At 60.2% G+C, this 14,074-nt stretch carries 17 protein-coding genes; 9 read left to right on the top strand and 8 right to left on the bottom strand.

Annotated features, from left to right (window positions below; all coding sequences use genetic code 11):
* Positions 1-141 precede the first annotated feature (141 nt).
* Genes AC1RL4_RS24310 through AC1RL4_RS24285 form a run of 6 tightly spaced genes read left to right on the top strand, consistent with a single transcriptional unit; the run spans position 142 to position 6,217 of the window.
* Positions 142-3,072, top strand: a complete 2,931-nt coding sequence (locus AC1RL4_RS24310) for a monovalent cation/H+ antiporter subunit A (protein WP_230172023.1) — start codon at positions 142-144, stop codon at positions 3,070-3,072.
* On the top strand, positions 3,072-3,416 hold the full coding sequence (locus AC1RL4_RS24305) for a Na+/H+ antiporter subunit C (RefSeq protein WP_007935994.1): 345 nt from the start codon (positions 3,072-3,074) through the stop codon (positions 3,414-3,416). Before AC1RL4_RS24310 ends, AC1RL4_RS24305 begins: the two co-directional genes overlap by 1 nt.
* Complete coding sequence (locus AC1RL4_RS24300; protein ID WP_096480659.1) at positions 3,413-5,098, top strand: monovalent cation/H+ antiporter subunit D; 1,686 nt, start codon at positions 3,413-3,415, stop codon at positions 5,096-5,098. The genes AC1RL4_RS24305 and AC1RL4_RS24300 overlap by 4 nt, the downstream gene beginning before the upstream one ends.
* The gene (locus AC1RL4_RS24295; protein ID WP_230172022.1) at positions 5,095-5,583 is read left to right on the top strand and encodes a Na+/H+ antiporter subunit E; all 489 of its coding nucleotides are present in this window, start codon (positions 5,095-5,097) and stop codon (positions 5,581-5,583) included. The genes AC1RL4_RS24300 and AC1RL4_RS24295 overlap by 4 nt, the downstream gene beginning before the upstream one ends.
* Complete coding sequence (locus AC1RL4_RS24290; RefSeq protein WP_007935991.1) at positions 5,580-5,858, top strand: K+/H+ antiporter subunit F; 279 nt, start codon at positions 5,580-5,582, stop codon at positions 5,856-5,858. The genes AC1RL4_RS24295 and AC1RL4_RS24290 overlap by 4 nt, the downstream gene beginning before the upstream one ends.
* Positions 5,855-6,217, top strand: coding sequence for a Na+/H+ antiporter subunit G (locus tag AC1RL4_RS24285; protein WP_230172019.1), 363 nt, complete (start codon positions 5,855-5,857; stop codon positions 6,215-6,217). The genes AC1RL4_RS24290 and AC1RL4_RS24285 overlap by 4 nt, the downstream gene beginning before the upstream one ends.
* A gap of 68 nt (positions 6,218-6,285) precedes the next feature.
* On the opposite strand, the gene AC1RL4_RS24280 is transcribed toward AC1RL4_RS24285, so the two are convergent.
* From AC1RL4_RS24280 to AC1RL4_RS24265, 4 genes are all read right to left on the bottom strand, one after another.
* Positions 6,286-6,723 (bottom strand): DUF3995 domain-containing protein, encoded by a 438-nt coding sequence (locus tag AC1RL4_RS24280; RefSeq protein ID WP_028941026.1) that lies wholly within the window; start codon positions 6,721-6,723, stop codon positions 6,286-6,288.
* Positions 6,724-6,886: 163 nt separating this feature from the next.
* On the bottom strand, positions 6,887-7,903 hold the full coding sequence (locus AC1RL4_RS24275; RefSeq protein WP_230172018.1) for an ABC transporter substrate-binding protein: 1,017 nt from the start codon (positions 7,901-7,903) through the stop codon (positions 6,887-6,889).
* 119 nt (positions 7,904-8,022) lie between these two features.
* Complete coding sequence (locus AC1RL4_RS24270; RefSeq protein ID WP_007935975.1) at positions 8,023-8,226, bottom strand: hypothetical protein; 204 nt, start codon at positions 8,224-8,226, stop codon at positions 8,023-8,025.
* On the bottom strand, positions 8,226-8,696 hold the full coding sequence (locus AC1RL4_RS24265) for a hypothetical protein (protein WP_026286571.1): 471 nt from the start codon (positions 8,694-8,696) through the stop codon (positions 8,226-8,228). Before AC1RL4_RS24265 ends, AC1RL4_RS24270 begins: the two co-directional genes overlap by 1 nt.
* Positions 8,697-9,106: 410 nt before the next feature.
* Here AC1RL4_RS24265 and AC1RL4_RS24260 point away from each other — a divergent pair, with 410 nt between their 5' ends.
* The 3 genes from AC1RL4_RS24260 (at position 9,107) to AC1RL4_RS24250 (ending at position 10,124) form a co-directional block, all read left to right on the top strand.
* Positions 9,107-9,355: a hypothetical protein gene (locus AC1RL4_RS24260; RefSeq protein WP_081625793.1), complete on the top strand. Its 249-nt coding sequence runs from the start codon at positions 9,107-9,109 to the stop codon at positions 9,353-9,355.
* Between the two features lie 159 nt (positions 9,356-9,514).
* A complete protein-coding gene (locus AC1RL4_RS24255; RefSeq protein WP_018928020.1) occupies positions 9,515-9,745 on the top strand; it encodes a hypothetical protein in 231 nt (76 codons plus the stop codon).
* Between the two features lie 139 nt (positions 9,746-9,884).
* Positions 9,885-10,124 carry a DUF2789 domain-containing protein gene (locus AC1RL4_RS24250; protein WP_018928021.1) on the top strand — a complete coding sequence of 80 codons (240 nt, stop codon included), beginning with the start codon at positions 9,885-9,887 and terminating at the stop codon, positions 10,122-10,124.
* A 9-nt stretch (positions 10,125-10,133) separates the two neighbouring features.
* On the opposite strand, the gene AC1RL4_RS24245 is transcribed toward AC1RL4_RS24250, so the two are convergent.
* The 4 genes from AC1RL4_RS24245 to AC1RL4_RS24230 all read right to left on the bottom strand — a co-directional run bounded on the left by AC1RL4_RS24245 (position 10,134) and on the right by AC1RL4_RS24230 (position 14,035).
* The gene (locus AC1RL4_RS24245; protein ID WP_018928022.1) at positions 10,134-10,337 is read right to left on the bottom strand and encodes a hypothetical protein; all 204 of its coding nucleotides are present in this window, start codon (positions 10,335-10,337) and stop codon (positions 10,134-10,136) included.
* Between the two features lie 121 nt (positions 10,338-10,458).
* Positions 10,459-11,682 (bottom strand): methyl-accepting chemotaxis protein, encoded by a 1,224-nt coding sequence (locus tag AC1RL4_RS24240; RefSeq protein ID WP_371929201.1) that lies wholly within the window; start codon positions 11,680-11,682, stop codon positions 10,459-10,461.
* Positions 11,683-12,281: 599 nt separating this feature from the next.
* The gene (locus AC1RL4_RS24235) at positions 12,282-12,686 is read right to left on the bottom strand and encodes a TraR/DksA family transcriptional regulator (RefSeq protein ID WP_007935965.1); all 405 of its coding nucleotides are present in this window, start codon (positions 12,684-12,686) and stop codon (positions 12,282-12,284) included.
* Between the two features lie 326 nt (positions 12,687-13,012).
* A complete protein-coding gene (locus tag AC1RL4_RS24230; RefSeq protein WP_018928024.1) occupies positions 13,013-14,035 on the bottom strand; it encodes an ABC transporter permease in 1,023 nt (340 codons plus the stop codon).
* Positions 14,036-14,074 lie beyond the last annotated feature (39 nt).

The raw sequence follows: 14,074 nt of genomic DNA, 5'->3' as shown, positions 1-14,074 counted from the left end.
GGAATGATCGAACCGGCTCTCCGAAACAATGTGAATCAGGGTTTCTGCGTCTACCTTGTAGGATTCTGCGACAGCTTGACGTTTGGTGATCGGGGAGCTGGCACGTATGATGCTTCATAAACTTCCGCAGATTAGAAGCCTATGTCCCTGATAGTTCTACTGCTTCTGCCTTTTATCGGCAGCTGTCTGGCAGCCTTGCTGCCGCACAACGCGCGTAATACCGAATCGCTGTTGGCTGGCCTGGTTGCCTTGATCGGCACCGTCCAGGTCGCCCTCTTGTACCCGCAAATCGCCCATGGCGGCGTGATCCGTGAAGAGTTCTTCTGGCTCCCCAGCCTGGGCCTGAACTTCGTGCTGCGTATGGACGGTTTCGCCTGGCTGTTCTCGATGCTGGTGCTGGGCATCGGTACGCTGGTTTCGTTGTACGCCCGTTATTACATGTCACCGGACGATCCGGTGCCGCGCTTCTTTGCGTTTTTCCTGGCGTTCATGGGCGCCATGCTGGGGTTGGTGATCTCCGGCAACCTGATCCAGATTGTGTTTTTCTGGGAGCTGACCAGCCTCTTCTCGTTCCTGTTGATCGGCTACTGGCACCACCGCGCCGATGCGCGACGGGGTGCCTACATGGCGTTGATGGTCACCGGCGCGGGCGGTTTGTGTTTGCTGGCGGGGGTGATGCTGCTCGGCCATGTGGTCGGCAGCTATGACCTGGACAAGGTCCTGGCCGCCGGCGATCTGATTCGCGCGCATGCCCTCTACCCTATTCTGCTGCCCCTGATCCTGATCGGCGCCCTGAGCAAAAGTGCGCAATTTCCCTTCCACTTCTGGTTGCCCCACGCGATGGCGGCACCGACCCCGGTCTCGGCGTATCTGCACTCGGCGACCATGGTCAAGGCCGGGGTGTTCCTGCTCGCGCGCCTGTGGCCGTCGCTGTCCGGCAGTGAAGAATGGTTCTACATCGTCAGCGGGGCCGGCGCCTGCACCCTGTTGCTCGGCGCGTATTGCGCGATGTTCCAGAATGACCTCAAGGGCCTGCTGGCCTACTCGACCATCAGCCACCTGGGCCTGATCACCCTGCTGCTGGGCCTGAATAGTCCACTGGCCGCCGTGGCCGCGGTGTTCCACATTCTCAACCACGCCACGTTCAAGGCCTCGCTGTTCATGGCCGCCGGGATCATCGACCACGAAAGCGGCACCCGGGACATTCGCAAACTCAGCGGCCTGGTCAAACTGATCCCGTTCACCGCCACCCTGGCCATGGTCGCCAGCGCCTCCATGGCCGGCGTGCCGCTGCTCAACGGTTTCCTGTCGAAAGAGATGTTCTTCGCCGAAACAGTGTTCATCAACGCCACGGCCTGGATCGAGATGACCCTGCCGATCGTCGCGACCATAGCCGGGACGTTCAGCGTCGCTTACTCCCTGCGTTTCACCGTCGACGTGTTCTTCGGCCCGACCGCCACCGACCTGCCGCACACTCCACACGAGCCGCCGCGCTGGATGCGCGCGCCGGTGGAGTTGCTAGTGTTTACCTGCCTTGTGGTGGGGATTTTCCCAGCGCAAGTGGTCGGCCCGCTGCTCGCGGCGGCGGCGTTACCGGTGGTGGGCGGCACGCTGCCCGAATACAGCCTGGCAATCTGGCACGGCTGGAACGCACCGATGATCATGAGCCTGATCGCCATGTCCGGCGGCATCGTGCTCTACCTGTTGCTGCGCAATCAGCTCAAGCACGGGCGTTTCATGCACCCGCCGGTGATCAACCGCTTCAACGGCAAGCGCCTGTTCGAGCGCAGCCTGGTGGTCATGATGCGTCTGGCCCGTCGTCTGGAGCGGCGGATCAGCACCCGGCGCCTGCAAACCCAACTGTTTCTGGTGGTGCTCGCCGCCGTACTGGCCGGGGTCATCCCGATGCTGCACAGCAGCCTGAGCTGGGGTGACCGGGCGAAAATTCCGGGCTCGATCGTGTTCGTGATCCTCTGGCTGCTGGCAATTGCCTGTGCACTCGGCGCGGCGTGGCAAGCCAAGTATCACCGGCTCGCGGCCCTGACCATGGTCAGTGTCTGCGGCCTGATGACCTGCGTGACCTTCGTCTGGTTCTCGGCGCCGGACCTCGCCCTGACGCAACTGGTGGTCGAAGTGGTGACCATGGTGCTGATCCTGCTCGGCCTGCGCTGGCTGCCGCGACGGATCGAAGAGGTGTCACCGTTGCCGAGCAGCCTGCGCAAGGCGCGGGTACGGCGGGTTCGCGACTTGCTGCTATCGACAGCGGTCGGTGGCGGCATGGCGCTGTTGTCCTACGCGATGCTGACCCGCCAGACGCCCAATGACATTTCCTCGTTCTACCTCAGTCGCGCCCTGCCCGAAGGCGGCGGCAGCAACGTGGTCAACGTAATGTTGGTGGATTTCCGTGGCTTCGACACCCTCGGCGAAATCACCGTGCTGGTGGCAGTGGCCCTGGCGGTGTTCGCCCTGCTACGACGCTTCCGCCCTCCGAAAGAAAGCCTGCAACTGCCGGCCCAACAGCGTCTGCTGGCACCCGATGTGGTCACCGATCTGGTCAACCCGCGTCATGCCAGCGACACCGCGCTCGGGTTCATGATGGTGCCGGCGGTGCTGGTGCGCCTGCTGTTGCCGATCGCCCTGGTGATCTCCTTCTATCTGTTCCTGCGCGGGCACAACCAGCCGGGTGGCGGTTTCGTCGCCGGACTGGTGATGTCGGTGGCGTTCATCCTGCAATACATGGTCGCCGGCACCCAGTGGGTCGAGGCGCAAATGAGCCTGCGGCCGCTGCGCTGGATGGGCACCGGGCTGTTGTTCGCCACCGTTACCGGGCTCGGGGCGATGGCGGTCGGGTATCCGTTCCTGACCACCCACACCTGGCATTTCGAGCTGCCGCTGCTGGGTGACATTCATATCGCCAGCGCGCTGTTCTTCGATATTGGCGTGTACGCCGTGGTGGTCGGTTCGACGCTGTTGATCCTCACCGCCCTCGCCCACCAATCGGTACGCGGTCATAAAACCAGCGCGCAAATCAGGCCCGCGGCCAAAGCCGTTGTCACCCAAGGAGCCATCTGATGGAAGAAGTCATCGCAATCGCCATCGGTGTGCTGGCTGCGTCTGGCGTATGGCTGATACTGCGGCCACGGACGTTCCAGGTGGTCATGGGCCTGTGCCTGCTGTCCTACGGCGTCAACCTGTTCATCTTCAGCATGGGCAGCCTGTTCATCGGCAAGGAGCCGAACATCAAGGACGGCGTGCCTCAGGATTTGCTGCACTACACCGACCCGCTGCCGCAAGCGCTGGTGCTGACCGCGATCGTCATCAGTTTCGCCATGACCGCGCTGTTCCTGGTGGTGCTGCTCGCCTCCCGGGGCCTGACCGGCACCGACCATGTGGATGGCCGGGAGCCTAAAGAATGATGGCGATGACTCACTTGATCGTCGCACCGATCCTGCTGCCGCTGCTGACTGCCGCCGTGATGCTGATGCTGGGCGAAAAACACCGCCCACTGAAGGCCAAGATCAATCTGTTCTCCAGCCTGTTGGGGCTGGGCATTGCCGTGATGTTGCTGCAATGGACGCAAACCACCGGCGTGCCCGGCTCCATTGGCGTGTACCTGCCGGGCAACTGGCAGGCGCCGTTCGGTATCGTGCTGGTGGTCGATCGCCTGTCGGCGTTGATGCTGGTGCTGACCGGGATCATCGGCGTCAGCGCCCTGCTGTTCGCCATGGCCCGCTGGGACGGCGCCGGTTCGAGTTTCCACGCACTGTTCCAGATTCAGTTGATGGGCCTGTACGGCGCCTTCCTCACGGCGGACCTGTTCAACCTGTTCGTGTTTTTCGAAGTACTGCTCGCCGCCTCTTACGGGCTGATGCTGCACGGTTCGGGTCGGGCGCGGGTGTCGTCGGGGCTGCATTACATCTCGATCAACCTGCTGGCCTCGTCGCTGTTCCTGATTGGCGCGGCGCTGATCTACGGCGTTACCGGCACACTGAACATGGCCGACCTGGCGCTGAAAATCCCGCTGGTGCCGGAAGCCGATCGCGGCCTGCTGCATGCCGGCGCGGCGATTCTGGCAGTGGCGTTCCTGGCCAAGGCTGGCATGTGGCCGCTGAACTTCTGGCTGGTGCCGGCCTATTCCGCGGCCAGCGCGCCGGTAGCGGCGATGTTCGCGATCATGACCAAGGTCGGCGTCTACACCCTGCTACGCCTGTGGACGCTGCTGTTCTCCGGCCAGGCCGGGGCCTCCGCGTACTTCGGTGGCGACTGGCTGATCTACGGCGGCATGGCGACCATCGTCTGCGCCGCCGTGGCGATCCTCGCCGCGCAACGCCTGGAGCGCATGGCCAGCCTGAGCATTCTGGTGTCGGCAGGCATTTTGTTGTCGGCCATCGGTTTCGCCCAGCCGAACCTGATCGGCGCGGCGCTGTTTTATCTGGTCAGCTCGACCCTGGCCTTGAGCGCACTGTTCCTGCTGGCGGAGTTGATCGAGCGTTCGCGTTCGGCCAACGAAATGCCACTGGACGATGACGGCGAGCTGCTGCCACGGCCCCTGGAATCCTTGCAGCCGGCCAAAGGCTTCAACCTCGATGACGACCAGAAAGCCGTGGTCGGTCAGGTGATTCCCTGGACCATGGCCTTCCTCGGCCTGAGCTTCATCGCCTGCGCTTTATTGATTATCGGTATGCCGCCGCTCTCCGGTTTTATCGGCAAACTCAGCCTGCTCAGCGCCCTGCTCAACCCGCTGGGCCTGGGTCATGGCAGCGACGAGCCGGTATCGAACGGCGCGTGGGGGTTGCTGGCGTTGTTGATCCTGTCCGGATTGGCCTCGTTGATCGCTTTCTCGCGTTTGGGCATCCAGCGTTTCTGGACCCCGCAAGAGCGACCGTCGCCCTTGCTGCGCCGCCTGGAATGCGTGCCGATCATGGTGCTGCTGGGGCTGAGCATCGCGCTGACGTTCAAGGCTGAACCGCTGCTGCGCTACACCCAGGCCGCCGCTCAAGCATTGAATAACCCTCAGCAATACGTGATGGCGGTGCTCGGCACCCGTGCGGTGCCGAGCCCTGAAGCCAGGGCAGCACTGGTGGAGGTGCAACCATGAAGCGTCTGTTTCCTGCGCCGTGGTTGTCGCTGTCCTTGTGGCTGCTGTGGCTGCTGTTGAACCTGTCGATGAGCCCCGGCAATGTGCTGTTGGGCGCGGTATTGGGCTTCTGCGCTCCGCTGATGATGCGCAAGTTGCGGCCGTTGCCGATCCGCATTCGTCGCCCTGGGGTAATCCTGCATTTGTTCTTGCTGGTCGGGCGCGATGTGCTGGTGTCCAACCTCGCCGTGGCCTGGGGCGTGCTCAATACCGGGCGGCGTGCGCCTCGCTCGCGGTTCATCAAGGTGCCGCTGGACTTGCGCGATGCCAACGGTCTGGCGGCCCTGTCGATCATCTGCACGGTGATTCCTGGCACGGTCTGGTCGGAACTGGCGCTGGATCGCAGCATTCTGTTGCTACACGTCTTCGATCTGGATGACGAAAACCAATTCATCCAGCACTTCAAGGCGACCTACGAGCGCCCCTTGATGGAGATCTTCGAATGAGCGAATTGCTGTCGAACGCGATCCTGCTGAGTCTGTTCATCTTTTCGCTGGCGATGATTCTGACCCTGATCCGCCTATTCAAGGGCCCGTCGGCCCAGGACCGGGTTCTGGCCCTGGATTACCTGTACATCATCGCCATGCTGATGATGCTCGCGCTGGGCATTCGTTATGCCAGTGACACTTACTTCGAGGCGGCGCTGCTGATCGCGCTGTTCGGCTTCGTCGGCTCGTTTGCCCTGGCTAAATTTCTGTTGCGCGGCGAGGTGATCGAATGAGCGCTGAACTGTCTTTGTGGGTGGAAATACCGGTGGCGATTCTGCTGGTGTTTGGCAGTCTGTTTGCGCTGATCGGCGCAGTCGGGCTGCTGCGGATGAAGGATTACTTCCAGCGCATGCACCCGCCGGCGCTGGCCTCGACATTGGGTGCGTGGTGCGTGGCACTGGCTTCGATCATTTACTTTTCGGCGCTCAAGTCGGGGCCGGTGTTGCACGCCTGGCTGATTCCGATTCTGTTATCGATCACGATGCCGGTGACCACGCTGCTGCTCGCCCGGGCGGCGCTGTTCCGCAAGCGCATGGCAGGGGATGATGTGCCGGCGGAAGTGAGTAGTCGGCGCACGGAACCCGGGAGTTAGTTCAGGGATTTGTGTTGATTGGCGGGATCTCTTCGCGGGCTTGCTCGCGAAAGCGATTGACCGCCCCCTCAGATCCAGGCCACTGCCAGCAACCCGGCCCCCAACACCAAGCACAACGGCGAATACGCCCAAGTGTCGAGCCGGGCAAACTTCGAATCCTTGACCTGCTTGAAGAACCCCACCAGATTCGAATCGCCGATCGCCCGAGCGAACATCAGCAGCGCAATCGCGCTAATCACCCATTGCAACGACCAGTGATGCACCGTGGGCAGATACAGCCCGACCCGCAGGCACACCAGCATCGCAATCAGCAGCAAACCCACCGCCACCAGCAGCGTGCCAAAGCCCGATGGCTTGAACGCCGGCCTTGATGCCTCACCGCCCTCCCCGGGTACTCTCGGTATCACCGCCTCGCTACCCCACTTGCCACCCGCCGCCCAATACAGGTGGATCAGGCTGATGACTAGAAAGATTGCAGCAATCCATTGCGCGACCAAAAGGCTCATATTCAGACGTCCCGTGTGAAATGTTGCAGAAGAATGAACTTCCTTGCGCGATTTTAAAAGCGCCAGGCACAAGCTGGCGAAGCCTGCAATCTTTTGACTTTGCTTCCAACGGCAAAATCAAAAGATCGCAGGCTTCTACGGGATTTATGTACACCCGAGCAGTTTATTTCAGCTGGGCAGCGACTTTATCCGCCACATCCTTGGGTACCCAGGCCTGCCACATCTGCGGGTTCGCCTTCATGAACGCCTCGGCCGCTTGACGTGGCGGGGTGTGTTTTTCACTCATGTCCGCCAGGGCCTTGTTCAACGCTTCGATCGGTAAATCGACCTTGCTGAAGAACTCGGTGAGCTGCGGGTACTGTTTCTGGAACGGCGCGGACACACCGATGGACAGCTTCGAGGGCAGTGAGCGAGTCGGCTTCGGATTAGGGTTGTCGGCCTCGGTCAGGGTTTTCCAGGCTTCGGCGTCGAATGGCGGCTCTTGCAGTTGAATCAGCTTGAAACGGCCGAGCAATGGCGTCGGTGACCAGTAATAGAACAGGACTGGTTTGCCGCGACGAATCGACGAACTGATCTCTGCGTCCAGCGCCGCCCCCGAACCACTGCGAAAGTTCACGTAGCTGTCGTTCAGCCCATAGGCCTTGAGCTTCTGCTTGTTGACCACCTCCGACGTCCAGCCGATCGGGCTGTTCAGGAAGCGCCCCTTGCTCGGGGTTTCCGGGTCTTTGAACACATCCTTGTAGCGCGGCAGATCACTGACACTGCGCAGCCCCGGCGCCAGCGACTTGATGCCCTTGGCCGGGTCGCCCTTGATCACGTATTCCGGCACCCACCAGCCCTCGGTGGCGCCCTTGACCGTATCGCCCAGGCTCGCGACTTTGCCCTCGGCCTCAGCCTTGACCCAGACCGGACTGCGGCCCGCCCACTCTTCGCCAATGACCTGAATGTCATTGTTGGCCAAGGCGGTTTCCAGGGTGATGGTCGTCCCCGGCAAGGTATCGGTCGGCAAGCCGTAGCCCTGCTCGACGATGATCCGCAGAATCTCGGTGATCAGGCTGCCACTTTCCCAATTCAGGTCGGCAAAGTGAATCGGCGCCTGGGCAGCGAATACCGGAACGGGTGAAACCAACAAGCCGAACGTGGCCAGGGTAGCGGCCAGTAACCGTCGTAATCCCTTCATGCTCTTGCACCTCGTGCTGTTCACAGCAATAGCAGGATGGCCTGACAAAGAAGACCGCAAGCCTCTGAATACTCAGTCAACTGACTGTAGTAGAGGTTTCTGCTTTCGAGGGGCGAGGATTATTTTTCGGAAGGTTCCTGCAAGCGCGCAAGCTCTCTTCTGACCATGCTGGCGTACGCCGCCGGGCGCAACATATAAATCTGTGACGCTACCCAACTCAGCCAGGCTCCCTGCAGAACGGCCTTTTCAGCCAACAGGCGCTGGGCCTCGGCATGTGCACTGGCCTGGTTCTGCTCATGGAAATCGGCGCGGGTCTGGGTCATTACTCGCTGGCCTTGAAGGTCACCAGTTCGCCTTTGCGCCACTTGGCGGCCTTGGCAGTCACGGCTTTCAGTGTCTTGGTCAGGCCTTCCTGCAATTGTTGGTGGGCCGCAAACACCATCACCACGCTATGACCTTCCTTGAACACGATGCCGTGGCCGTCCGCGGTGGTCACGAACGCGTAATCCCCCAGTCCGTATACCGTCAATTTGATTTCGCGGAACTTGATGTCCAGCTTGCCGCCTTCGCGGCTGGGCAATACGGAAGCGCTGAAATGATCGCCGACCTTGAGTTTCAGCCCGGGCTTGTCGTCTACCACCAGCGCGGCTTCGGTGTCGATCTCGGCAATGTAAATGCCTTCAGCGTTCTGTTCGGTGATGTAGACGAAACGTGACTGAAACTGTTTAACCAGCTTTGCGCGCAAATCACCCAGTACGAACAAAGCATGCATATCGAGATTACTTACTGCCAAGGAAACATCCCCACATCTGAAAATGATGCCGCACGCAGGAAACGCGCACAGCAGAAAAAAGCGGCAATGCCGAGGTTTAGCCAAATGACCCGGGTCGTAATCCTGGAACGAGCAGAGGGCTCATTCATCGCGAGGTTTGGGAAGATTACTGGAACATCCCCCGCGTCGTCTTGCCTGGCGGTCGTCAGAGGTTGAAGGAAAACGCCCTTCTGACGGCCAGAAAAACCTGACTACCAACTTTAGGGAAAAATCTCTTTAAAAAAAGCACTTTTCCGACATATCGCCAGAAAAAAATTGCTTTAGATGGGCAGCAATCGCCAACCAGTGACGGCGATTCTAGAGCAGCCATGCTCACCGAGACTACCCAAAACAACGTACACACGTCGGTAAAACCACGAAAAGGACTTCATATGTGCACACTGACTCACTTCGCCCAGCCTCACACACACCACACAAACAGTTCGTCACTTCTGCAATCGATAGTACTCCGCCAGCAGGATTTCCTCCCTGAGGCGCATCTGCTCCCGCGTTTTCAGGTGGTATTGGCCGGCAACGCCTTTTTTCACATCAGGGAAATATCCACAGGACGTGTCAGAGGTTTCCGCGCCGACCATAACGAAGCCTGCGCCCTTGCCCGCTCGCTCGAGTCTCGCAACTGACTCATCCTGCGGCATTCACATCTATAGACGTTTCGTCACGCCGGCGACTTAACTCAGCCGCCGGCAGGCAACTACTGCCATACTGCCCGCCCCATGAAACCCGTCCCCAGGGTGGACGGCGCTCAATACAACATAATATTTCAAAGGGAAGACTGCTACGTGACGGAATTTGATATCGGTGAATTTTTTATCCGGGGCGAAGCCAGAGAGGTCGACGGTGAATTCCAGGCAGTCATTATCATGCGCGCCAAACCGCCGTTGACCACCGTGTCGTATCACCAGGTTGAAAAGGATCGCTGGTTCAAGACTGCGGAAGTCGCGACGATTGCCGCCCAGGAATCCGCCAAAGCCCTGAAGCTTGCCGTCGATGAGGGTGCGTTGAAGGGCTGACCATCGGGTTTGCAGTCTATGCTCATCCCTGCTTTGGACATCGTTATCGAACTCCCTGGCGCGCGGCGCCTTCAGATGCAATGAAGCCGCACCTCAGACCTCACGCCCCAGGCGATTGATTATCTGCAAGGAGATGAAGATGGATTCACCCACACATGACTTGAAAGGCTTGTTCGACCAGCTCGGCCTGGACTCCAGCGAAAAGGCCATCGACGATTTCATTGCCCTGCATTCACCGTTGCCCGATGACAAGAAACTCATCGATGCCGAGTTCTGGACCCCGCAACAAGCCGGCTTCCTCAAGGAACAACTGCGTGAAGACGCCGATTGGGCCCATGTGGTCGACGACCTGAACCTGCGCATGCACCAGATCCACTAGCCAAGAGGCTCAATGCAGGCTGTCGGGCATTTCGGCGTTCAATTGTGCCAACCAGGCAGCCCTGCACTCCTCGGCTTCATTGCGACTGGAGAACACCGTCCCCCGGCGCTCACCATTGAGCAGCACCACCCAACAGACGCTCTGCCCCATCGCTCGCAAACTGGCGGGCACGCCGCTGCCAATCATGACCGCGACATCGACTTTGCTTTGCATGCTGACCTCTCGAATTTCATTAGCGACCTAACTATGCAGGCATGTTAATGAGTTCATCCGCGAGGAAACAGCAACGGCGCTGCACAGCTTCGTTGCATATGCGGTAACAATTGTCAGGCTATCAGCGAGGCTTTTCCGGTTTGTAGCCCAACCGCAATCCACCCCAGTGGCGACCCTTGAGCATGATCGGCACCGAGAGGTCGTGCATCAGTTCACCGGTGTCGCGGGTGTAGGTCTGCAACAGTACGGCCTGCTGGTGGCTGCCACAGCGAATCCCGGTGCGGTCGGCGAACTTGCGCTTGGTGCGGTTTTGCAGGGTATCGACCTGCACGTCGCCGGTCAGCGGCTGGCTGAACACGGTGTTGTGGGTCGGCACATACCCCTGCTGCGTGCAGGCAATGGCGAACACCAGGCCTTCGTGACGCGGCAGCAACGGTTCCTGAATCGCCGGCAAGACCTGATCGGTGTAACGGTCGAAGCGGGTCTGGTATTTGGTCGGGCTGGTGTTGGGGATCGCCTGGTAATTGCGATCGAACAGGTCGTCGAGGCTGACCCGCCCCTGGTCTATATCCGCCTCGAAACGCGCTGCAATCTGACTTGCCCCTTCGCGGGCCAGGTCGTAAATCCGCTGGTGATAGTCATCCAGCCCGACTTCGGCAAGGCGTTCGCTGATGGTTTCGGCCTGCCCTTCCATTTGCACCGCCGCCTGGGCCAGGCGCTGGGTTTGCTGGTCACTGATCGCCAGGTCGCTGCGCATTTGTTCGATGGCGTGGAACAGGCTGTCGAGTTGTTCGCGATTAGTGTCCGCGCCCAGAGCGATTTCCCCGACCTGCCTTTCAACACCGGCGGCCAGGCGCGCGATGTTTTCCAGGTGCTGCCCCGTGTGCTCGACCTGCGCAACGCCGGTATTCAGGTCGCTGGCCAACTGACGAATCTGCTCTACAACTTGCGCCGTGCGTTGTTGAATGTCAGCGACCATCTCCCCGACTTCGCCGGTCGCCGTCGCCGTGCGCGCGGCCAGGCCACGAACCTCATCGGCCACCACCGCAAACCCGCGACCATGTTCCCCGGCCCGCGCCGCTTCGATGGCCGCATTCAGCGCCAACAGGTTGGTCTGGCTGGCGATGGACTGGATCACCAGCGTGACCCGCTGGATATCGTCACTGCGCAGGCTCAGGGCTTCGATCAACTCGCGGCTGCTGCTGGCACGCTGACTGAGTTGATGCATGCGCGCGATGGACTCGATCAGTTCCGTACGCCCTGCCGCGCTGCTCTGATGGGCTTCGCTGGCCGCGCTCAAGGCTTCCCGGCTGAGTGTCGAGGTAACCTGTTCGGTGGCGATCATCACTTCAGCGCTGCTGACAATCTGTGCTGCGGCGCCGAGTTGCGATTGCAGCTTGTCGGCCAGTTGCTTGACCGAAAAGGCTACGCCGGCAGCCGACAAGGCGTTATGACTGGTGGTGTAGGAAAGATCACGAGTCAAACCGGCGATGGCGCTGGCGCTGTCCTCTGGGGTTGCCTCGGGGAGCGCGCGCGAACGCAGGCGCGGCAGCCAGATGATCAGCACGGCCAATGGCAGGCCAAGGTAAAGCGACCAGCCAGCCAATGCCATGCCACACAGCAAGAGCATCAGGGCGATGCTTTGCAGGGTCGGCGTGAGCCACTGGTTTTTCGGCAAAAGTACGGCTGCGGGCACTGCCCCAGCCAGAGACCCGTCTCGCGTCATCGTTTGTCACCCCAGGCATCTTCTAATTGTTGTATCCGCATTAAACGCCACCACAAGGCCATTATCTATGGTCCGTTAGTAGTGGGGGGTTGCAGCAGATCAATAGAAGTGCGTCGGCTTTTCGCAGACGTCGAAAAGCATCGCGGGCAAGCCTGCTCCCACAAAGTCCGTGCTGAACCTGTGGGAGCGGGCTTGCCCGCGATGGGGGCGCTACGAAATCAGGCCTGACGCTGGTGCTTGTCGATCTGCTCGTGACGTTCTTGAGCTTCGATGCAGTACTTGGTGGTCGGGCTGATCAGCAGGCGCTTGAGGCCAATTGGCTCGCCGCTGTCATCGCACCAGCCGAAGCTGTCTTCCTTGATGCGTTCCAGGGCCTGTTCCAACTGAGGCAGCATGCGCTGGTCGCGATCGATCGCGTTCACCAGCCAGGTGCGCTCTTCTTCGACAGAAGCTGCGTCAGCCGGATCGGCCGGGGTGTCCAGGCTCTCGATGGCGATGCGATTCTGTTCGATGCGCTCATGGGTTTCGACTTTCATGTTCTGCAACAGCTCAGAGAAAAAAGCATGTTGCTCGGCATTCATGTAGTCATCCGCCGGCATGGCCAGCAACTTGTCCTTTGTCATTGATATCTCTATAAAAAAACGTGCATTAAGGCGAATTAGGGAGCGTTCCGTTGAGCCTTGTGCGGTCATTGGAACGGCGCCGTTTATTCCAAGCGCCACCCGGCACTCAATTTACGAGGGGCGGCAGTCTAAGGCCGACTTGAGGCCTCAGCAACTGAAAAGACAGCAAATCTGTCCGACAAAGCCTTGAAAGTGCTCTATGGCGAGCTTTGAGGCGCTTATCGGAGTGCGTTTATAGCAAGAAATTCAGTCCAACGGCTGTATATAGAAGACAAACGGCTGCGCCACGCGGGTCAGGCGTGGCGCAGTTTCGTGTTTCGTGTGGCTTAGCGCTTGAGTTTGCGCTTGTTGCGGTACTGGTCGATGACCACCGCCACCACAATAATCAGCCCCTTGATAATGTCTTGAATATAAGCGTCAACACCGACAAAGGTAAAGCCGCTGGCCATAACCCCGAGAATCAATGCGCCAATCACGGTGCCGGTGATGCGCCCAACGCCACCGGCCAGGCTGGTGCCGCCGATGACCGCCGCGGCGATCGCGTCCAGCTCATAAGACATGCCCATCCCGGCCTGCCCGGTCGCGGCCCGTGCCGACGCCACCACCCCGGCCAGGCCGGCAAGCAACCCGGCGATGCTGTAGACGATCACCAGATGCCGCTTGACGTTGATGCCGGAGGTGCGCGCCGCCTGCATGTTGCCGCCGATGGCGTAGGTGTACTTGCCGTACTTGGTGTAGCGCAGGGCAATGTGAAAGATCACCGCCACCACCAGAAAGATGATCACCGGCATCGCGCCATGTCCAATGGCCGTGTAGGAATCCGAGAGCATGCTCACCGGCTGACCTTCGGTGTAGTAGCGCGCCAGACCGCGCGCCGAGACCATCATGCCGAGGGTGGCAATGAACGGTGGAATCCCGGTGATTGCAATGATGCTGCCGTTGATCGCCCCCGCCAGCAATCCCACCCCCAGCCCGGTGATCACCGGAATCCACACCGGCAAGTCAGTCAGGGACGGAAACACCGCCCGGGCAAAGTCCGAGGTCTGGGCCAGGCTGGCGGCAATCATCGCCGACAGCGCCAGCACCGAACCGGAGGACAGATCGATACCGGTGGTGATGATGACCTGGGTTACCCCGATTGCCAGCAGGCCGATGATCGACACTTGCAGAATCATCAGCACCAGGCGCTGAGAGTTCATCAGAAAGCTCTGATCCCGCACGATCCAGCCGAACAACTCGAAGACCAGGCCAATGCCGATCAGCACCAGGAAGATACTCAACTCGGTCGGAAAGCGCCGGCGACTCTTGACCGGTGCCATTGCAGGCTTGTTTTCCAGTATCGCGTTCATAACCACTCACCCTTCTATTGCGTCATCGGCGGCAGCCAT

This window comes from Pseudomonas sp. GW822-FHT07A10, assembly GCF_058798795.1.
This window is presented reverse-complemented; position numbering and strand designations above follow the sequence as displayed.